The organism is Cupriavidus sp. D384, assembly GCF_001652915.1.
In the GTDB taxonomy this organism is placed as follows: Bacteria; Pseudomonadota; Gammaproteobacteria; order Burkholderiales; family Burkholderiaceae; genus Cupriavidus.
On record NZ_BBQI01000043.1, the window covers coordinates 29,559 to 48,420 of the forward strand.

The 18,862-nt window shown below is 57.6% G+C and carries 18 protein-coding genes; 11 read left to right on the forward strand and 7 right to left on the reverse strand.

Annotated features, from left to right (window positions below; genetic code table 11):
• Positions 1–467 precede the first annotated feature (467 nt).
• Positions 468–1,451, reverse strand: coding sequence for a LysR family transcriptional regulator (locus tag A9J21_RS12490; protein WP_066735992.1), 984 nt, complete (start codon positions 1,449–1,451; stop codon positions 468–470).
• Between the two features lie 112 nt (positions 1,452–1,563).
• Between A9J21_RS12490 and A9J21_RS12495 the strand changes: the two genes are divergently transcribed.
• From A9J21_RS12495 to A9J21_RS12510, 4 genes are read left to right on the forward strand one after another with little or no spacing between them, the layout of a single operon-like run.
• A complete protein-coding gene (locus tag A9J21_RS12495) occupies positions 1,564–2,538 on the forward strand; it encodes a tripartite tricarboxylate transporter substrate binding protein (RefSeq protein WP_066735995.1) in 975 nt (324 codons plus the stop codon).
• A gap of 17 nt (positions 2,539–2,555) precedes the next feature.
• The gene (locus A9J21_RS12500) at positions 2,556–3,764 is read left to right on the forward strand and encodes a CaiB/BaiF CoA-transferase family protein (RefSeq protein ID WP_066736132.1); all 1,209 of its coding nucleotides are present in this window, start codon (positions 2,556–2,558) and stop codon (positions 3,762–3,764) included.
• A 23-nt stretch (positions 3,765–3,787) separates the two neighbouring features.
• Positions 3,788–4,555, forward strand: coding sequence for an enoyl-CoA hydratase/isomerase family protein (locus A9J21_RS12505; protein WP_066735999.1), 768 nt, complete (start codon positions 3,788–3,790; stop codon positions 4,553–4,555).
• Between the two features lie 56 nt (positions 4,556–4,611).
• Complete coding sequence (locus A9J21_RS12510; RefSeq protein ID WP_082926378.1) at positions 4,612–5,070, forward strand: PaaI family thioesterase; 459 nt, start codon at positions 4,612–4,614, stop codon at positions 5,068–5,070.
• A gap of 257 nt (positions 5,071–5,327) precedes the next feature.
• Here the strand turns inward: A9J21_RS12510 and A9J21_RS12515 are convergent, their stop codons facing one another.
• From A9J21_RS12515 to A9J21_RS30925, 3 genes are read right to left on the reverse strand one after another with little or no spacing between them, the layout of a single operon-like run.
• Positions 5,328–6,242, reverse strand: a complete 915-nt coding sequence (locus tag A9J21_RS12515; protein WP_082926379.1) for a LysR family transcriptional regulator — start codon at positions 6,240–6,242, stop codon at positions 5,328–5,330.
• Between the two features lie 30 nt (positions 6,243–6,272).
• On the reverse strand, positions 6,273–6,743 hold the full coding sequence (locus A9J21_RS12520) for a VOC family protein (protein ID WP_066736001.1): 471 nt from the start codon (positions 6,741–6,743) through the stop codon (positions 6,273–6,275).
• A 13-nt stretch (positions 6,744–6,756) separates the two neighbouring features.
• Positions 6,757–7,863 carry a CaiB/BaiF CoA-transferase family protein gene (locus A9J21_RS30925; protein ID WP_082926380.1) on the reverse strand — a complete coding sequence of 369 codons (1,107 nt, stop codon included), beginning with the start codon at positions 7,861–7,863 and terminating at the stop codon, positions 6,757–6,759.
• A 158-nt stretch (positions 7,864–8,021) separates the two neighbouring features.
• On the opposite strand from A9J21_RS30925, the gene A9J21_RS12530 reads away from it, so the two are divergent.
• From A9J21_RS12530 to A9J21_RS12540, 3 genes are all read left to right on the forward strand, one after another.
• The gene (locus tag A9J21_RS12530; RefSeq protein ID WP_066736005.1) at positions 8,022–8,990 is read left to right on the forward strand and encodes a tripartite tricarboxylate transporter substrate binding protein; all 969 of its coding nucleotides are present in this window, start codon (positions 8,022–8,024) and stop codon (positions 8,988–8,990) included.
• A gap of 3 nt (positions 8,991–8,993) precedes the next feature.
• On the forward strand, positions 8,994–9,791 hold the full coding sequence (locus A9J21_RS12535; protein WP_066736006.1) for a 2-keto-4-pentenoate hydratase: 798 nt from the start codon (positions 8,994–8,996) through the stop codon (positions 9,789–9,791).
• Between the two features lie 436 nt (positions 9,792–10,227).
• Complete coding sequence (locus A9J21_RS12540) at positions 10,228–11,208, forward strand: tripartite tricarboxylate transporter substrate binding protein (RefSeq protein ID WP_066736007.1); 981 nt, start codon at positions 10,228–10,230, stop codon at positions 11,206–11,208.
• Between the two features lie 169 nt (positions 11,209–11,377).
• Here the strand turns inward: A9J21_RS12540 and A9J21_RS30930 are convergent, their stop codons facing one another.
• The 3 genes from A9J21_RS30930 to A9J21_RS12550 are packed head-to-tail and all read right to left on the reverse strand — an operon-like array spanning position 11,378 to position 14,645.
• Positions 11,378–12,250 (reverse strand): MaoC/PaaZ C-terminal domain-containing protein, encoded by an 873-nt coding sequence (locus A9J21_RS30930; protein ID WP_156545836.1) that lies wholly within the window; start codon positions 12,248–12,250, stop codon positions 11,378–11,380.
• Positions 12,247–13,425 carry a CaiB/BaiF CoA-transferase family protein gene (locus A9J21_RS12545; RefSeq protein ID WP_066736138.1) on the reverse strand — a complete coding sequence of 393 codons (1,179 nt, stop codon included), beginning with the start codon at positions 13,423–13,425 and terminating at the stop codon, positions 12,247–12,249. The genes A9J21_RS30930 and A9J21_RS12545 overlap by 4 nt, the downstream gene beginning before the upstream one ends.
• A 35-nt stretch (positions 13,426–13,460) precedes the next feature.
• Positions 13,461–14,645 carry an acyl-CoA dehydrogenase family protein gene (locus A9J21_RS12550; protein ID WP_066736008.1) on the reverse strand — a complete coding sequence of 395 codons (1,185 nt, stop codon included), beginning with the start codon at positions 14,643–14,645 and terminating at the stop codon, positions 13,461–13,463.
• A gap of 175 nt (positions 14,646–14,820) precedes the next feature.
• On the opposite strand from A9J21_RS12550, the gene A9J21_RS12555 reads away from it, so the two are divergent.
• The 4 genes from A9J21_RS12555 to A9J21_RS12570 are packed head-to-tail and all read left to right on the forward strand — an operon-like array spanning position 14,821 to position 18,757.
• Positions 14,821–15,957, forward strand: coding sequence for a CaiB/BaiF CoA-transferase family protein (locus tag A9J21_RS12555; RefSeq protein WP_066736140.1), 1,137 nt, complete (start codon positions 14,821–14,823; stop codon positions 15,955–15,957).
• Between the two features lie 38 nt (positions 15,958–15,995).
• Positions 15,996–16,754, forward strand: coding sequence for a crotonase/enoyl-CoA hydratase family protein (locus tag A9J21_RS12560; RefSeq protein WP_066736010.1), 759 nt, complete (start codon positions 15,996–15,998; stop codon positions 16,752–16,754).
• A complete protein-coding gene (locus A9J21_RS12565) occupies positions 16,751–17,761 on the forward strand; it encodes an NADPH:quinone oxidoreductase family protein (RefSeq protein ID WP_066736011.1) in 1,011 nt (336 codons plus the stop codon). The genes A9J21_RS12560 and A9J21_RS12565 overlap by 4 nt, the downstream gene beginning before the upstream one ends.
• Positions 17,762–17,791: 30 nt before the next feature.
• The gene (locus A9J21_RS12570; protein ID WP_066736012.1) at positions 17,792–18,757 is read left to right on the forward strand and encodes a tripartite tricarboxylate transporter substrate binding protein; all 966 of its coding nucleotides are present in this window, start codon (positions 17,792–17,794) and stop codon (positions 18,755–18,757) included.
• Positions 18,758–18,862: the final 105 nt, after the last annotated feature.

Below are 18,862 nucleotides of genomic sequence, written 5' to 3' on the forward strand. Positions count from 1 at the left end.
GACGCGCAAAGCCGCCCGACGGGAGGGCCTAGCCTTACAAGCGAGAAGGCTTCGGTGGTGACCGCTCCATTGGTCGGCTTGGTACGGCAGCGATGGGGGGAGACTGGTTACTGTGGGGGAAGAGCTGAGACGACCAGCACGGGGGCGAAGATAGCCCGTGGCTCGAAATGACTGTCGGAATCATCCGGGATTATGGATGGTGGAAGGAGCCGACATGATGCATGCAGGGGGCCTTCGGCATTCCCTTTCATACCTCAAGAAGGATATCCTCACTAAAGCAGCGAGGATATGTTTTCGGGAGATTATGCTCAGGTTATTCCCTTTTTCTGTGCACGCTCTGAAATGTACCCGGAATAACCAGATACCTACGCTTGAGCTATTCCTTTCCACTCCCGATCCTGATGAGACCGCTGCGCGGTCGGGCAGCCAGGCGAGGAGTTGAGTTGGGCGAAACGAGGCTCAGTCCATCACCGCTGGATATCCGCTCCCTCCCCTCCAGCGTTGAAACGGTGAACCGGCCACTGCCCGCCCTCTACCAGCCGCGCGGTTATCGCGAGAAGGCGTTGCCACACGCTCGTTACAGCCAAGGACACCGGTCGGGTCGCCGCCCGGCAAATGTAGACCTGTCGCGTGAACCCCTCTTCGGCAACTCGAGCACAGGACACAAGGCCGCCTCGCCACTCTTCCTGCACGGAAGCATGAGACAGAATCGTGAAGCCCGCGCCAGCAGCGGCAAGCGCTATGAGCTCTGGAATGGCGTTCACCTCGGCGATGACCTGAAGTTCGGTGTCCTGCGATGCGCTAAACCGGTCAATGAGGCTACGCAGGCCGTGCAGTCCTGCCGGAAGAATCAAGGGATAGCCACCCAATCGCGAGAATGGAACGCTAACTGCAGCGTTGATGCCGTCTTGACCGTGCGCCGATAGCTCGCCCGGCGGCCCGACAAGCAATAGCCGTTCTTCGAGCACTCGATCGGCGCGTAGACCGGGCTCGGGCGTTCCACCAAAGGTCATCCCAATGTCCACATGCCCGGTAAGAAGGCCTTGCGGAATGTATCCCGTGCTCTGCTCGATGATCTGCAGGTCGATGCCTGGCCACTCCACGCAGACTTCCTTGACGAGTGGCACGGTCAATAGCTTTGCCAAGGACTGCGGCAGCCCGACGGCCACTCGGCCTTGTGGTTGCTTGATAGCTGTCCGTATGTCCTCGTACGCAACATCCACTCGTCTGAGGATATCGGTTGCATGCGCTAGCAACATTTCGCCCGCAGCCGTGACCACCACGCCACGCGGTGTTCGTTCGAGTAACGCGGCACCAAACTCCTCCTCCAGGTTCTTCATCTGGAGGCTTAGCGCCGGTTGCGCGATGTGCAAACGCTCTGCCGCGCGAGAGATGGAGCCTGCCGCGCAAACCGTAACAAATCCCCGCAGCGTACGGAGTTCGAGAGCCATGATGCGCCTCGGAAAAGTGTGTATCGCGAAATCTTATACCGGATATCTAAATCCTGTCTTGGACTTATAGCCAGAGCATCGTCATGCTACCGGCAAACCATAGGAGACGTTGATGAATCCGACACGACGCACATTGCTGCTTGGCGCAGCAGCTTCCCTAATGGCAGGTCCGCTCTTTGCCGCTGACTGGCCAACCAAACCCGTCCGGATCGTTGTCCCATTTGCGGCCGGTGGACCCACCGACTTCATCGCCCGTCTGTTGGGCACGGCACTCTCGAAGGAACTAGGCCAGCCAGTCGTCATCGACAATCGGCCCGGCGCAAGCGGCAACATTGGAGCCCAACATGTGCTCGATAGCGGCAATGACGGCTACACGCTGTTGCACAACACCGTGGCCATGCAAGCCGTGAATCCGCTGATGTACCCACACGCACGCTTCTTTCCCGGAAGAGATTTCGTGCCCATTGCGACGACGGGCTCCATGCCCAATGTCTTGGTAGTACATCCTGACAAACTAAAGGTGAAGACCCTTGCAGAGCTAGTGCAGCTAGGGAAGGCGAAGCCGGGTGCGTTGACGTATGCGACCTTCGGCGCTGGGTCTTCGCCTCATATCTATGGCTCGCTACTTCAGAAAAAGGCCGGCTTCCAGGCGGTAGCGGTCCCGTACAAGGGTAGCTCCCCTGCTCTCACGGACGTGATGGCCGGCCAAGTCGACTTTGTCTTCGACTCCTTCACCACGTGTATCGGCCAGATTCAGGGCGGCAAGCTGAAAGCTCTTGCCATTACTTCCGCGCAACGATCCCCCATGCTGCCCGACGTCCCGACCCTCAAGGAAGCCGGATATCCAGGCGCGGATCTGAAGTTCTGGTTCTCCCTACAAGCACCCGTACAGACCCCCAAGGCCGTCGTCGACCGCTTGCGAACGGCTGCGGCGAAGGCGGTCAACGACCCCGAATACGTTGCAGCGCTACGCAATCGCGGCGCCGAACCGATGCCGACTCGCCCTGACCAGGTCGTCAGCTTCGTTCGCGCTGACTCCGAGCGATGGACGAACGTAGCACGCGGGCTCGGCATCCAGCCGGAATGAGAGAGGAAACGCAAGCCATGCAACCACTGAAAGGCATTCGGGTTCTGGACCTGAGCAAGGTCCTCGCTGGCCCCCTTTGCGGCCAGTATCTGGGCGAATTGGGCGCCGATGTGATCAAGGTAGAACCGCCGGGTTCCGGCGACGACACGCGTGGATGGCTGCCGCAGGACACAGGCCAATCTGCCGTGTTTCTGGCCGTCAATCACAACAAACGCAGCATCGCGTTGGATCTCAAAACCGAAGCCGGCCAACGCATAGCGCAACAGTTGGCTGCCAACGCCGACGTGGTGCTGCAGGGATTCGGCGGCGGTACTGCAAAGAAGCTCGGCGTGGATTACGACACGTTGAGTGCACTGAATCCCCGGTTGATTTACTGCGAAATCTCGGGCTACGGGCGAGATGGCCCCCTTGGTAATGAGCCTGGCTATGACGTCATGCTGCAAGCGTTCAGCGGCATGATTAGCACCATGGGGGAGCCAGGTGGAAAATTTGCTCGCGCAAGCTTCTCGCCCGTTGATATCGGCACGGGCATGCACGCGCTCAGTGGCATCCTGGCTGCCCTCCTCGAGCGCCACACAACCGGGAAAGGAACGTACCTGGAAGTGGCGCTCATGGAGACCGCACTCGGTTTCATGGGTTACATGGCGCAGAACTTCTGGCGTAGCGGGAAGGCCCCACAACGAATGGGCACTGCCCATCCGTCCATGTCGCCCTACCAGGCATTCGATGCTGCCGATGGGCCGTTGATGCTTGGCGTCGGCAATGACGCGCAATGGAAGCGCTTCTGCTCGGTGGCCGGTCTTGAAGACTGGGTAAATCATCCAGATTTCGCCACCAATGCCGCTCGAGTACAGAACTTCTCGCGAACGGTTGAACTGGTTCAGTCTCGTCTCTCGACGCAACCGCTCGCATACTGGCTGGAAACGCTACAGAAAATTGGTGTGCCCTGCTCGCCAATCCAGACGCTGGACCAGGCTCTCGCACATCCCCAGGTGAAAGCCCGCCAGTTGATCGTCGAAACGGAGCACCCGCTCCTCGGCGCAGTCTCAAATGTCGGCCTGCCCGTCCGCTTTCGTCGGGAAGCACGACAGGCGAGCCGACCTGCACCGCTGCTAGGCGAACACACTGACGAAATCCTCCACGAAGCTGGGTTCAGTCAAGAGCAGATCGAAGGCCTACATCGCACTGGCACCATCGCATCTGCTACGGCAACTGCAGCAGCCTAGACCAACCCAATATTAAGCAGACTATGTCCCTAGTCACCTACACCGTGCGCGACAACGTCGCCGAAATTCTTCTTGATAACGCGCCTGTCAACGCACTGACCGTTCCGATGGTTGACGCTCTGATTCGTGCCTTGGATCGCGCCGCCGCTGACGACTCGGCGCGAGCTGTCATCGTTGCCAGTGCGGTACCAAAACGATTCTGTGCAGGGCTTGATATTGCCGCGCTGCAGGGCGCTTCGGCAGATGCCATCCACACGCTACTGGACAAGCTTTACGTACAGCTATCAGAAGCACAATATCGCCTCGGGAAACCCTCCATCGCTGCGGTGAGTGGCGCTGCGCGCGGCGGCGGCATGACCCTGGCCATCTCCTGCGATCTCATTGTGGCGGCTGAGGATGCCAGCTTCGGATACCCGGAGATTGACGTCGGCATGTTGCCGGCGATCCACTTTACCCATTTGCCGCGCATCGTAGGTCGTCACGTCGCCTTCGATTTACTTTTTACTGGGCGCTCCTTCACTGCGAGCGAGGCAGAGGCCCTTCATCTGGTGAATCGTGTCGTCCCGGTGAACAAGGTACTTGAGGAAGCACGATCACTTGCCGCTAAGTTAGTTGGCAAGTCCACTTCTGCGATGCGCATTGGCAGAGCCGCATTCCACCGAGCGGTCGACAGCGACTACCGTCGTGGTGTTTCCTACGCGGTCGATACGTTCTGCCGCGTCGCCGACACCGATGATGCGCGCGAAGGCATCTCGGCGTTCGTAGAAAAGCGCCGCCCGAACTGGGGCTAGCACATTGCCTTCTCTCCGCCTTAGATTCCTAGCGTGCGATCTTTCTTGCCCCGCTCATGACAATCAACGACATGACCCAGACTCAGCCATTGCAAGCAGCGCAAGCGAGATTGAGCGCACAACCCTTCACCATACTCATCGGCGCAGAACTTGTGTCAATTGGCGACGGCACGTGCGAGCTTAAGATTCCGATTCGTGAAGACCTGAAGCAGCAGTATGGCTTCGTGCATGGCGGCGTCGTTTCCTACGCAGCCGACAACTCACTCACGATTGCAGCCGCGCTGGCTATGAACGCACAGGTTGTTACGTCCGAGATGAAGATCAACTATATTCGACCGGCGATTGGCGACTACCTGGTTGCGCGAGCCCAGTGCATCCACCACGGAAAAACTCAGGCTGTGAGCCGATGCGATGTCTTCGTGGCGTCGGGTGACGGCGAGAAACTGTGCGCCGTTGCCCAGGGGACCATTGTGAAACTAGCTGGCACGCAAGCCGTAGGCAACGAGAGAATTTAGCCATTTCTCTAAGTTGAAACGCTGCATAGTTCTCTGCTCTGACGCCTACGAACCACAGTCAATGACGTCGCACAGGCCATGCGGTCCGATCGGAACAATCAGCTGTGGTCAGTCAGGGTGTTTCCTATGTGGTCGGCACGCTCAGTCGCGTCGCCCGAACCGATGATGCACACCAAGGCGCGCGGCGCGTCGTGAGAATTTCGGCTCCCACAAGGAGCCGCGAGCGGTCCCACTGCACCTTCCTCAAAGAATGGCTGTCAGCTGGCAACCCGCGACGGGCGAATATGAATACGCGCAAGTTCTAGCATTGCTTTCGCAAACTGCGCATTCGCATCCTTGGCAACTAGGTACTGTACTGGCGAGCGTACTGTCGTTTCTATGTCCCGGAAAATAACACCACCGATACCTGTGGTCACAAGGCACTCTGGCACTATGGCCACACCAATGCCCATCGAGACTGCGGACACCGCCGTCAGCCACTGACTCACCCGATGCTCGATCCGAGGCGAGAAACCTGCTGCAACACAGAGACTCAGGATGGTATCGAAGTAATACGGCGAGGCGCTTCTGTTAAAAAGGATGAAGTTCTCATCCTTCAGGCGCGCCAGATCCAGCGGCTCGTTCGGCAAGTTAAAATGCTTCGGCGCACAGAGCACGAATCGCTCGTTGAAGAGCGTCGTGCAATCAATCAGCTGTTCCTGATGGGGGACGATTGAGTGCGTGAAGCCGACGTCGAGCTCCCCTCGTTGAATTCCGTCGAGCTGACTCATCGACGACATTTCATGAAGTGAAACGCGGACATTCGGGAACTGACTGCGGAACGCGCCAATGGCATCGCCTAGACCGCGATACAGCATTGACGCGTGGAACCCGACATTGAAACGCTGCGCCAGCATACCGTCGAATCGTCGGACTTCGTCAAACGAAGCGTTCGCTTGACTGATGAGTGCCACAGCACGCTGATAAAACTGGCGCCCAGACTCAGTCAACTCGACACTACGGCTGCTCCGCGTGACCAGCGTGACGCCAAGAAAAGATTCGAGTTGCTGTATCGCCACGCTGAATGGTGGCTGGGAGACGTGACAGCGTGCCGCCGCCCTGCCGAAACTAAGTTCCTCCGCCAATGCTGCGAAATAGCGGAGGTGACGCAGTTCAATCGCTTCCTTGTGCATACGCGGCTCTTATATGCCGCGCGCTTGCAACTACGAACGCGGCTCTCCTTCTGGCTGGTTGTATCCGTAGTATGCCAGAACGTCCGCAGGCCGCTCAGGGCCAGGCTCGAAGATTTCGAGCAAGACGTGGTCTGGTGCTTCGACCATGAAATAACCGCCTCCGTGTGACGATCGTACTCCTGACGGAATATGCAGACCAGCCGACTTCATCCGGTCATGCAGGTCCTGGAGACCTACCACCTGGAAGCCAAGATGGTGCACCGCATTTCTCTTCGAGGTGTCAACCGGCTTCTCATACAGGTGCATAGCACCGATGCCGACCTTCATGAAGACGTTGCGGGTCCCTGCGTAGATTCCATCCCACGCCACCTCGGCATCGAACCATTCCTTATAGAACCGAATAGTGGCCTCTAGGTCAGCACAAAGCAGATGCGGATGGTGCAAGTGGTAACGCTTCCTCGAGCCATACGGAAAACGAGCATTGATCTCGTCGAACGACATATTGGCATCCTCTTCAAAGTGTAGGAGGCGGCATCCGATACGTCGGAGGCGTCTCACTCAGCATGATTGGCGAAGCCACTCCTTTGTAGCCGCCGGCCATTTCAACAAGTAAACCCATATGGGCTGTATGCGGGTCCTGCAGTGCCTCTTCAACCGAACTGATGGGGGCACAAGGTACGCCCTTTCGTACCAGCACGTCGACCAATGCGCGCCCATCACGTACGCTCAGTGCAGCCCGAAGGACAACCCTAAGCACGCCACGGTTGACAGACCGCGCTGGATTGGTTGCAAAGTGCTCTTCAAGTGCAACATCCTCAAGATCCAACTCGCTGCACAATGTTCGAAACTGGGTATCATTGCCGACCGCCAGATAGATGGGTCCGGTTGCCGTCTCGAATCGGTCATACGGGTAGATATTCGGATGGGCGTTCCCTGTCGGCTGAGGACAATTTCCTGTCGAAAGGAAGTTTCCTGCATGCGGGTGAAGCAACGAGATGGCATTCGCGTAGAGCGTGGTTTCAACAAGCTGACCGCGCCCCGTTTGGGTGCGTGCCTGCAATGCCAGAAGGATGCCAATCGTGGCATTGAGACCCGTCGTCATATCCACAACTGGAAGACCGACCCGCAACGGCCCAGAGGTCTCATCGCCATTGACACTCATGAGGCCACATAGCGCTTGGACGGCGGTGTCGTAGGCAGGCAACCCTCCGTACGGACCGTCCGCACCGAATCCAGAGACTCGACAGTGAATCAACCTCGGATTGCGCTGCAGGAATGTCTCAAGGTTCCAACCCCAACCTTGGAGAGTGCTGGGCTTGAAGTTCTCGATCAACACATCCGACTCGTCGACCAACGCAAGGAATTTTGCACGATCCTCCGCATCTCGCAGATTCAGCACCGTATTGGTCTTGTTGCGGTTTGCTCCAGAAAAGTACGCCGAGTTACTCCCCAGATAAGGAGGCCCCCATTGACGTGTATCGTCTCCCTCTGGCCCTTCAACCTTGAGGACATCGGCGCCATGGTCCGCGAGAATTTGCCCGCTTAGCGGACCACCAAGCACTCTGGACGCATCCAGGACGCGGAGCGCGGTTAGCGCCCCGTACTGCAATTGTTTTTCCATAATCCCGACCGGCGTGGTGACGAAACGTCATGGTAGAGAACGCGTCATCCCGTTCAATACAAAGTTCGTATCGATCCATATCAGATTCAGAATCAAAGTTCCTCCCGTGCCCGTACGATTACCCCCAGATATACAAACTACGAAAAACGGGGACAACGATGAAGAATGCAATTCGAAGCTTGGTTCTGCTGACACTGACCTTGGCCGCGCCGTGGTCCGCCGCGCGAACGGATTTTCCGTCGCGAGCCATTACGTTTGTCGTACCGTATCCAGCAGGAGGTCCGGCCGATCTGATAGCCCGCGCCGTGGCAACTCGAATGAGCACCTTGGCCGGCCAGCCGGTCGTCGTCGAGAACCGAGCAGGCGCCAGCGGGAACATTGCCGGCGAATACGTCGCCAGGGCGGCAAAGGACGGCTACACGCTGCTATTCGGATCATCGCCCGTACTGGTCATCAATCCGAGCCTCTACAAAACCCTGAAATTCAATCCCCTCAAAGATTTCGAACCAGTGGCCGATTTCGGCAGCATGCCAAACGCGGTCTTGGTCAACGAAGCCCTTCCCGTCAACTCGATCCCGGAGCTCATTGCCTACTCCAAGGCGCATCCGGCAACTTTTGCGTCTGCGGGTAGCGGTGGGACAACTCATCTCTCGGGGCTCTTGTTTGCAAAGGCTGCCGGAATTTCATTGATGCATGTGCCGTACAAAGGCTCCGCCCCCGCACTTCAAGCACTTCTGGGAAATCAGGTCACGATGACCTTCACCGATGTCTTTACGGCCGATCCATTCCTGAAAGCCAACAAGCTGAAGATCCTTGGCGTGACCTCGGCGGAACGTTCAGCGCTACTTCCTCAGGTCCGTACCTTGCAGGAGCAAGGCATGAAGGACATCGACGTCAGCGTCTTCTTCGCACTGCTCGCTCCGGCTGGCATTCCCTCAGAGGTCCAGCAATTCCTCGTCGCACTTAGCAAGCGAGTTCAGGACGACGGCGAACTACAAGCCCAACTGAAAGCACGCGGGCTCAACCTGCCGTCACAGCGCACCCCAGAGGACCTGCGTCGAAAGATGAAGACGGAAACCGAAGCCTGGAAGCGTCTGATCACTGCGACAGGCGCGTCTATCGACTAAGCTATGACCAACCTCAACAACATCGAAGGCTCGCGAAGGATGCTGGTCCAGGCCCTGGCTCAAGCACGAGCGAGTGGTCGCCAGGTGACCGATGTGGAGAAACTATTCGAAATCAACGGCGAAGTATGCGCCTTTGAAGTCATGGTTGACGTCGCCGAATCCCTAGCCTGGACGCAATCTGGCTGGAAGATTGCAGCGACTAACGCCCGCCTTCAAGAGCGCCTTCGCACAGCAGGACCGGTATGCGGGATTACCTTCGCCCAGTTCCACACGTTTCAGCCGGCCACCCTCGCACGAAGTGCTTTGCTGGATCCGGTCATTGAGTGCGAGTTCTTCTTTGTTATTGGCCAGGACCTCCCCCCCACGGCAGCGCCCTACACTTTGGATGAAGTCACGAGCGCCGTCCGGGACGTGCGCATCGGCATCGAAGTCGCAGAATGCCGGTTCCCCAACAGGCAGCTTCCTGCGCCCTTGTATGTCTATGCCGACGGCTTCGCCTCCGGCCGCTACATTCATGGTGCATCGGTTCCTGACTGGAATCGAAGGTTGCGAGACGGCATCGACGTAACGCTCATGCGAAACGGACAGGTGCACGGCCAAGGGTCGTCCAGGGACGTCATGGACAATCCTCTTCACGCGGTCACGTGGCTCTCGAACTGGCTGGGAGCGAGATCAATGGGGCTGCGCCGCGACGACATCGTCAGTTCAGGTTCTTGCAATATCCTGGCTGCCGCCCGCACAGGCGACAAATTTCTGGCGCGATTTGCGGATATCGGTGAGGTCGCCGTAGAGATTCGGTAGCCGCGTGGTGCCCGGCCTACTGGCCCGCCAGCTTGACCCACGCCATGAAGCCCCTTGTAGCCACAAAACCATGACGAAGCGGGTCCCAACCCGGCCTTTCACGCACCCAGCGGTCTCCAAGCTCCGAACATTCTTGTCGTCTTGAACGATATAGGCACTGCTAAAAGAGGAGCAGGCCACGCGCACCTCCAACGGCACTGGGTTCACCAACTGTCCGGGATCTGACATCGAGCACAGTCTTGAACTAGGGCAGAGTTGTCGATACAGATAATGAATTGATGGATTCATTATCCATATTGGACAAACCAATGGTCGCGCCGAAAGAATCGTTGTGCCGGTACGATCGCGCAGTACGCGACGGTTCCACCCTGCAGCACGCGCATCTCCGGCTGGCACTCAAAAGTTCCTCTAGAAATTCAGAACAACGGAGACAACCATGACAGTTCATTCGCCCCGTCGGCGGACTTTGTTAGCTGCTGCGTGCTGTATTCCATTTGCTACCGGCCCGTCGCGAGCGGATTCCTTCCCAGCAAAACCAATCACTTTGATTATTCCGTATCCAGCAGGTGGTCCCACTGACGTAGTTGTCCGAGTCCTTGCGGATGAAGCACGGAAAACACTGGGACAACCCGTCGTGGTCGAGAACCGCCCTGGAGCCAACGGATCAGTTGGAGCAGCAACACTGGCCAGAGCCTCCGCTGACGGATACACCCTCGCAGTAATACCGCAATCCGTCTATCGCGAGCCATATCTAAACAAGACGAGCTACGACCCACTAACGAGCTTCACCTACATTGCCCTGCTAACTGACTTCACATTCGGCATCGCGGTACGAAGCGACGCCCCATGGAAATTTTTCAAGGAGTTCGTGGCGGATGCGATGCAGCGGCCAAACAAACTCAGCATCGGGTCAGGTGGAGGACTGCTTGGGACACCCAACATCGCAGCAGAGGAGTTGGTAGATGCTGCCAAGGTTAAAGTCAACGTCGTACCGTTTAAAGGGGATAGCGAAGTAGTCAACGCACTCTTGGGGAGCCACATCGACGCAGCCGTACTCTCCGGGGTCGCCGTTGCACACATCGAGTCCGGCAAGATGCGTTACATCGGCGCATTTACCGAGAAACGGATTGCCCGCTTTCCTACGCTACCAACGATCGCCGAACAGGGGTATCCAGTTTGGGTCGACTCCCCATATGGAATTGCCGGCCCAAAAGGGATAGACCCCACCAGAGTCAAAGTTATACAGGATGCATTCAAACTTGCGTTGGAATCGCCTGCCAGCACTCGTGTCCTGGAGCAGTTGAATCAACGGGTCAACTACCTAGGTTCCGATGATTACAGGAAATTCGCGACTTCCACTTACGCCCGGGAAGAACAAAGAGTCAAACGCTTGCGAGAACTCGGTCGAGTGGGCTAACGCCTGACTCCCTGCGTTGTCTTCGTGCCGCGGATGCCCTTGGCGAACCGGCATGAAGACGGTCACCTCGCGTCTTGTCCGAGTCCTACAGATTCAACATCGATCCAACGCGAATCACGTCCATCTTTCCAGGCACCTCAACACGGAGTTGCCTTAACTTCGCTAGCCCTCAGCTCCCATGGACATTCGCGATGCTTGCGAGGCCATCCTCAATAACCACGTGCTTCGTTCTACACGAAATGCAGCGGAACAGCACGGCACTGTCCTCATGCCAGATTTCTGTTCTCAAGGAATCTCCAGGAAAGAAGATGCTCGAGTACCGTCCTCCGATGGCCATTAGACTGCCAACACCACCGACCAACGTACGACCGATGGCCACTGCAGCAATGCCTAGGTTACAGAGGCCGTGCAGTATCGGCGCTTCCAGACCAGCTTCTCTAGCCACTTCAGGATCTGCGTGAAGTGGGTTCCAATCTCCGGAAAGCCGGTAAATCAGCGCTTGGCCGGGAAGTGTTCGGTGTTCCGAGATGTAGTCTGGCTGCCTTTGCGGAATTCCTGGGAACTCGCGACGAATCGGAGGTTCCCCTCCGAATCCTCCATCTCCGCGCGCCAGTGCTTGACCATCAATCGTCCCTATCTCTTCGCCGTTGGTAGCGTCATAGACTACTCGTTTCCATTTGATGATTGCCCCACGTCCGATGCCACGATCATAGACATTTTCGACCACGGTCTTCGAGTAAACCTTGCCGCTAGCTGAGAGTGGGCGAGACAAGCGAAGGTCGTGCGACAGTGCGACTAGCTGTTCCCAGCATATTCCAGTCCTAGTATCCCTCATCCAATCAGATGAGCCGGCGAGAACAGCTAACTGTGTCGGTATCGCGGTCAAATTTTTTTCGTAGACATACCGCAATTCCGATGAATCGCCTACTAGTTGCCCCATCCCTAGCCCAAGGGCGTAAAGTATGGAATCGCGCTCATCATAGTCCTGGTACTGGTCGGGTATCTCAAAGCCGACCAAATGGTGTATCGAAGGTGCGCTCAATCTCGCGCTCCTTCTACTCTCATTGTGCGAAGCCCTTCAAGCACTTCATTGGTATGTTGGCCGAGTCGAGGGGGGCCACAGCGCAACGACGGGGGCGACTCGGAAAAATGCAGCGGATTTCGCATCATTAGAAGCTGCCCTTCGGAATCGTGGTCGAGAATCTGGAAGAAATCGACGTCAGACAAGTGAGGATCGCCGCGAACGTCCTGAAGGTCGTTAGCAGGCCCAGCAGGGATATCCGCGGCGGCGAACGCGATGAGCCATTCCTCTCTCGACCTCTCTCTCAACGCGCTTTCTACCAGGTCATACAGGTCTGCCACATTCTCCATCCGTTTTCCGATGGTTGCGAAACGATCATCGTGCCGAAACTCGGTCTTACCGAGTACCTCGAACAGGCGGTTCCATTGCTGGTCGGTATTCGCGATGATGCAGATTGGCTCATCTCGCGTCGAGAGCGGACGATGCACGTTACTAAACACTCGGCCGTAGCCGATTGGGGGTGCGGCTTCGCCCTCCTTCGGCACATGGACGTGGTCAGCCATGTGCTCAAGCAGATTGAAGCTCGTCATCGTCTCAAACATCGGAAGCTCCACGGCTTGCCCTACCCCGTGACGCTCTCGATGAAAAAGCGCAGACATGACTGCGGAATGCAAGTACACACCGCACAACTTGTCTGCCATCAACATCGGGATGTAGCCCGTCGTTCCGCTCATCCGGCGGTTTATTCCAGGGATGCCGCTCAATCCTTGGATTACATCGTCGTACGCTGGCCGATCAAAGTACCGACCTCCTTTACCGAACCCCTGTGCTGTCGCGTGTACGACCTTTGGATTTCGCTTGCGACACGAGGCATAGTCGACGCCGAGTCGTTCCGCCGCACCGCTTCGCATATTGTGGACGACGACGTCTGCGCTCGCCACGAGTTCTTGCAGGGACAACCTTCCACTGGAACTCTTCAAATCTATGACCACACTTCGCTTGTTTCTATTGAGATTCAGGAAGAATGAACCCATTCCTGGGGACTTCTTCCCTCCAATTCCTCGTGTGGGATCTCCTTCGGGCGGCTCGACCTTTATGACATCTGCCCCCATGTCGCCAAGCATCTGTGTCGCCACTGGGCCCAAAACGAAGGTCGTGATGTCGACTACCCGAATCCCTTCCAGCGTACCTGCCATATCTGCCTCCTGTTTCTTGTATGTGTCGGGGACGGTCAACGATGCTCTCTGATGAGACCGCCGCCGATAATGAGGCGCTGTACTTCACTAGCACCTTCGTAGATGCGTAACGCGCGAACATCGCGATACAGGGCTTCTACCTCCGCCCCAGCGCGCACGCCAGCGCCGCCCCAGAGCTGGACGGCAGAATCGACTACGCGCTGCGCTGATTCCGTAGCAACTAGCTTTGCCATTGCAGCCTCCCGCGGCGTGGGAACGCCTTGGTCGCGCAACCAAGCCGCTCGATAGACGAGCATCGCTGACGACTCCACAGACGTTGCCATGTCCGCAAGCGTCGCCTGGGTCAGTTGCATGTCCGCCAGGACCCCCCCGAACATCTTTCGTGACAAGGATCGATCCACTCCGAGCCGTAACGCCTTGCGTGCGAACCCCAGTGCTGCAGCGGCCACCGACGTTCGAAAGATATCCAGAGTGCGCATTGCCAGCTTGAAACCGTCTCCTTCGCTTCCCAAGCGCTTGGCCGCGCCTACGAAGCAGTCGTTGAATCTCAGTCTCGCTAGCGGATGCGGCGATATGACGTCGATCCGTTCCGCCACCTCCAAGCCTGGTGCGGACGCATCCACGATGAAGGCAGAGATTCCGGCGGAACGAGCTGTTCCTGGTGCGCGCGCAAACACCACATAGAAGTCAGCGATACCACCGTTTGAGATCCACATCTTCTCCCCATTCAGGACGTAGCCGCCCGGCTTCGGAACCGCCTCGCAACTCATTCCGCCGACGTCCGACCCTGCGTCTGGCTCGGACAATGCAAATGCAGCAACCAGGTTGCCGGACGCTACTTCGTCGAGATAGGTCGCCTTCTGTTCTTCCGTCCCAGCCAACGAAATTGCCCCGGTACTCAACCCCTGCATGGCGAAGCTGAAATCCGCCAACGCACTCGACTGCGCCAGAAGTTCCCGGGCAAGACATAGAGACCGAGAGTCGATGCCGGACTTCCCAGAGGCGTTTGGCCGGGGCACGCAGAACCGAAGAATTCCCGCGTCCCCCAAGCTCTTGACCAAGGTTCGGCAATGGAGGTCAATCTCATCACACGTTGTCGGCGCTGGAATCGAGGGGAAGACCTCGTCAACCCAACGGATGATTCGCGCGGCGTCATCCCGATGTCGTGCCTCGAAGAATGGGAGGGAAAGGTGGTCTAAGTCCGGGCGCAACTGGTTCATTGGCTCTTGCCTTATCGGTCGAAAGTGATGCAGCTACACCGAAAGCGGACCTGCCGGGCAGGTTCGCGATTCGGGCTTGACCAAAAACATACTACTGCGTAGCATTATTTTCAAGTTCGGCTGAATGCCGTCCGCTCGGCGTGCAGGCGATGACTACATTACATATGGAGACACCATGACGTTGCCGTTGGAAGGAATACTGGTAGTAGCGGTAGAGCAAGCAGCTGCCGCGCCGTACGCCTCTTCCCGCCTAGCCGATGCGGGCGCGCGGGTCATCAAGATAGAGCGCGCTGAAGGCGACTTCGCTCGCGGCTATGACTCAGCGGTGAACGGCGATAGCACCTACTTTGTGTGGCTCAATCGTGGAAAGGAGTCTGTCGTCCTTGACTTCGCCAACCCCGCGGACGCCGATTTGCTGCAGCGCATGATTGGCCAAGCCGATGTACTGATCCAAAACCTAGGCCCCGGGGCGGCGAGGCGGGCCGGATTCGGCTGGGAAGCGATGCGAGCTCTTCATCCCAGCCTGATTACCTGCGACATCACAGGTTACGGCGAGCAAGGGCCGTACGCCGGCATGCGCGCCTATGACCTGTTGGTCCAAGCTGAAAGCGGGATTGCGTCCGTTACTGGCACTCCTGAGGCGCCCGGCCGCATCGGCGTGTCCGCCTGTGACGTTGCAACCGGTATGTACGCCCATGCGGCGATCCTGGAAGCGCTTATGAAACGCGAGCGCACCGGAGAAGGTAGTGCGATCCACGTCTCGCTGTTTGATGCAATGAGCGACTGGATGACGGTCCCATTGCTGCACTATGAGTACGCAGGAATGATCTGGCCGCGGGTCGGGCTTTCACACCCGACCATTGCTCCATATGGCGCCTTCCCTGTTGGCGGAGCTTTGGGCAGCGAGGAAACCGTTCTCATTGGCGTGCAGAACGATGGCGAGTGGAAGCGTTTTGCGCAGGAAGTACTCAAACGACCCGACTTGCTGGAGCGCCTAGAGTTCCAAACCAACCTCGCTCGCGTTGAACATAGAGTCGAGCTGGACCGCGAAATCGCCTCCACGCTCGCAACAAGGTCCAAGCAGGACACCATCACGGCACTGACGGAAGCGCGAATTGCCTTCGCCTCCGTCAATGACGTGACGCAGCTGTCCAAGCACCCACAATTACGTCGAGCGACCGTGTCCACGCAGCGTGGCGACGCCAGCCTGGTTGCCCCTCCGGCCCACTTCCGCGGTGAAGAACGGACGCTTGGCGCTGTTCCAGGCCTAGGCCAACACAGCGGCGCAATCCGAAATGAGTTCGGCAAGTAGTTCGATTCGTCACACCACAATCTTTTGGAACTGCAGCTATGACCGAGAAGATTCTCATTGAGAAGAACGGCGCCGTTACGACCATCATCATCAATCGCCCTGCGGTCAGAAATGCGCTCGACCGTGAAGCCACAACCGCTCTCGGCGAAGCCCTCCAAGCTTTTGAGCGTGACGATAGCGCACGTGTCGCCGTGCTTTGGGGCGCCGGCGGATCGTTCTGCGCTGGAGCCGACCTCAAAGAACTTGCCAGCGGCGTTGAGTATGACGCGTGGGCGGGCGTCGACGGACCACTTTCAAAGCCTGCCCGCAAGCCTGTCATTGCCGCGATTGCAGGCCATGCGTGTGCAGGGGGCCTTGGACTTGCACTTTGGTGTGACATTCGGGTAGCGGAGGAGTCTGCATCCTTTGCCGTCCTGTCGCGCCGGTGGGGCGTACCAATGAGTGATGGCACGACAGTACGTCTCCCGCGCCTGATTGGAACGAGCCAAGCCTTGGACATGTTGTTGACGGCACGGATGGTTACCGCACGAGAAGCCATGCAGATGGGACTTGCCACGCGGGTTGTGCCCGACGGAAGTGCCAGAGACGCAGCCGAAAGCCTCGCTGCCACCATGGCGACCTTCCCTCAAATTGCAATGAATTCCGATCGCGAATCCGTCTATAAACAGGAAGGCCATGGAATACACGACGCCTTGGCACTCGAAGCGGAACTCGCGGAGCAGGCAAAAAGAATCGAAGCAAAGGCGGGTGCCGCTCGATTCTCTGCCGGCAGCGGACGTCACGGAGCCGTAGCATGAAGGCCGTCGTCTGCCGCGAGTACGGGCTTGAGCACACACACGTTGCTGAAATCGTATCTCCTCCCATGCGGCCGGACGGCGTTCGAATCCGCGTTCATTCTTGTGGCGTGAGTTTTGCCAACCTTCTGGTACTCGAAGGCAAGCATCAGAATCGGTGGGAGCCACCATTCACCCCAGGTACCGAGGTCGCTGGGATCGTCTCAGAATGCGGTGAAGGGACCTCCCTATTCAAACCTGGTGACCGTGTCGTCGCCGGTGTCCGTATTGGCGGGTTCTCCGAGGAAGTGGTGGCGCCGGAAGCTACCGTCTTTGCACTCCCCGACGAGGTTGACTTCGACAAGGCTGTGCAATTTCCCACCATCTATGCCACGGCCTATGGCGCATTGAAATGGCGGGCCAATTTGCAACCGGGCGAGACCCTACTGGTTCATGGAGCCGCTGGCGGAAGCGGGCTCGCCGCCGTTGAGATCGGAAAAATGCTCGGCGCCCGCGTAATCGCGACCGCTGGCGACACTGCCAAGCTGGAGGCAGCCCGCCGCCACGGTGCGGATGTCGCAATCAACTATCGCGACGAGTCGTTTCGCGATGCAGTACTCCGGGATACGGGACAACGAGGGGCTGACGTAATTTTTGACCCAGTCGGCGGGCCAACGTTCGATGAGTCCCTCCGGTGCATAGCGCCCGATGGTCGCATCATTCCAATGGGATTTGCGGGAGGCACGATCCCCCAGATTCCCGCAAACATCGTACTCGTCAAGAACATCTCCGTGATTGGCATCTACTGGGGCTACTACATGGGTTGGGGAAAGCAGCCTCCACCACCACATATGGTGCAGCAAGTGCGAGACGGATTCAGGGAAATGCTGCAGTGGGCGGCTTCTGGACAGCTTTGCCCCGAAACCTATGCGACTTACCCACTCTCCGACTTTCAAACCGCGCTAGCCGCGCTCACCGAGCGCAAAGTGATAGGCCGGGTCGCTCTACATCCCAGCAAGACAGAACAGTGACATATACAAGCATTCAAACAGGAGACAAGCATGAAGCAGTATGTGACGATGGCAGCGCTGGTCGGCTTTTCACTGGTAGCCTCTACAGCGATCGCGCAAGGTCAATTTCCGGATAAGCCCATCAAGCTAGTAGTGCCATATCCCCCTGGATCGGGCACGGACACGGTTGCGCGGTATGCGGCAAAGCGAATGGAATCAGCGCTTGGAAAGCCAGTCGTTATCGAGAACAAGCCAGGCGGCAACGCGATCATCGCTGCCCAAACTGTTGTCAACGCACCTCCAGACGGCTACACACTCCTCTGGGCTGCCAATGGGCCGGTCACAACAAACGTTGCCCTGTACGACAAGCTCCCCTACAACCCGCTTCGTGATTTTGAGCCAGTTGCCCGACTCGCATACTCGCCGATGGGATTGTACGTACCAGCCGGATCGCCATACAAAACAGCAGCCGATCTGTTTGGAGATGCCAAAAAACGACCCGGCAAGCTGAACTATGGAAGCGGCAGTGCTACATACAACATTGCGACAGAATGGCTCCTATCCCTCGTCGGCGCAAAGGCAAACGCCATCTCATACAAGGGCAGCAGCCCAGTTCTGACCGACCTGGCAGGAAAACAGGTGGATTTTGCAATTGCAGAATACAGCGCCGCGTTGCCACTTATCAAAGCTGGAAAGCTTCGGATACTGGCGCTGACCTCCGAAAAACGCATGGGTACTGACCCCGAAGTTCCGACCCTACAGGAGTTGGGCTACAAGGACTTCTTCCAAGTCGCGTGGTGGGGAGTCTTCGCTCCCAAGGGGACCCCAAAGGCCGTCATCGCGAAGTTAGAGGGTACGCTTCTGTCCGCTTTCAAAGACTCCGAAACCACCCAATACCTGGAACAGAACAATTTCAGCGCGTTCACGGCAAACGCTGACGAGCTTCGCTCATTCCAGAAGACAGAAATCGAAAGGGAAACTAAGCTGGTAGATCGCTTCGGCATCCCGAAGCTCTAACCTGGGTGCCCTGGGGCCGAAATCTGATATCGTTGCATGCCTCACGGACGTAGCCACGGCCATATTCCCGTCGCGGCCACGTTTCTACTAGGGTAAATCGAACAT

Bases quoted from the DNA above. Each gene is read 5' to 3' on its own strand.
- A9J21_RS12490 (WP_066735992.1), bottom strand. From the start codon at position 1,451: ATGGCTCTCGAACTCCGTACGCTGCGGGGATTTGTTACGGTTTGCGCG.
- A9J21_RS12495 (WP_066735995.1), top strand. From the start codon at position 1,564: ATGAATCCGACACGACGCACATTGCTGCTTGGCGCAGCAGCTTCCCTA.
- A9J21_RS12500 (WP_066736132.1), top strand. From the start codon at position 2,556: ATGCAACCACTGAAAGGCATTCGGGTTCTGGACCTGAGCAAGGTCCTC.
- A9J21_RS12505 (WP_066735999.1), top strand. From the start codon at position 3,788: ATGTCCCTAGTCACCTACACCGTGCGCGACAACGTCGCCGAAATTCTT.
- A9J21_RS12510 (WP_082926378.1), top strand. From the start codon at position 4,612: ATGACAATCAACGACATGACCCAGACTCAGCCATTGCAAGCAGCGCAA.
- A9J21_RS12515 (WP_082926379.1), bottom strand. From the start codon at position 6,242: ATGCACAAGGAAGCGATTGAACTGCGTCACCTCCGCTATTTCGCAGCA.
- A9J21_RS12520 (WP_066736001.1), bottom strand. From the start codon at position 6,743: ATGTCGTTCGACGAGATCAATGCTCGTTTTCCGTATGGCTCGAGGAAG.
- A9J21_RS30925 (WP_082926380.1), bottom strand. From the start codon at position 7,863: ATGGAAAAACAATTGCAGTACGGGGCGCTAACCGCGCTCCGCGTCCTG.
- A9J21_RS12530 (WP_066736005.1), top strand. From the start codon at position 8,022: ATGAAGAATGCAATTCGAAGCTTGGTTCTGCTGACACTGACCTTGGCC.
- A9J21_RS12535 (WP_066736006.1), top strand. From the start codon at position 8,994: ATGACCAACCTCAACAACATCGAAGGCTCGCGAAGGATGCTGGTCCAG.
- A9J21_RS12540 (WP_066736007.1), top strand. From the start codon at position 10,228: ATGACAGTTCATTCGCCCCGTCGGCGGACTTTGTTAGCTGCTGCGTGC.
- A9J21_RS12545 (WP_066736138.1), bottom strand. From the start codon at position 13,425: ATGGCAGGTACGCTGGAAGGGATTCGGGTAGTCGACATCACGACCTTC.
- A9J21_RS12550 (WP_066736008.1), bottom strand. From the start codon at position 14,645: ATGAACCAGTTGCGCCCGGACTTAGACCACCTTTCCCTCCCATTCTTC.
- A9J21_RS12555 (WP_066736140.1), top strand. From the start codon at position 14,821: ATGACGTTGCCGTTGGAAGGAATACTGGTAGTAGCGGTAGAGCAAGCA.
- A9J21_RS12560 (WP_066736010.1), top strand. From the start codon at position 15,996: ATGACCGAGAAGATTCTCATTGAGAAGAACGGCGCCGTTACGACCATC.
- A9J21_RS12565 (WP_066736011.1), top strand. From the start codon at position 16,751: ATGAAGGCCGTCGTCTGCCGCGAGTACGGGCTTGAGCACACACACGTT.
- A9J21_RS12570 (WP_066736012.1), top strand. From the start codon at position 17,792: ATGAAGCAGTATGTGACGATGGCAGCGCTGGTCGGCTTTTCACTGGTA.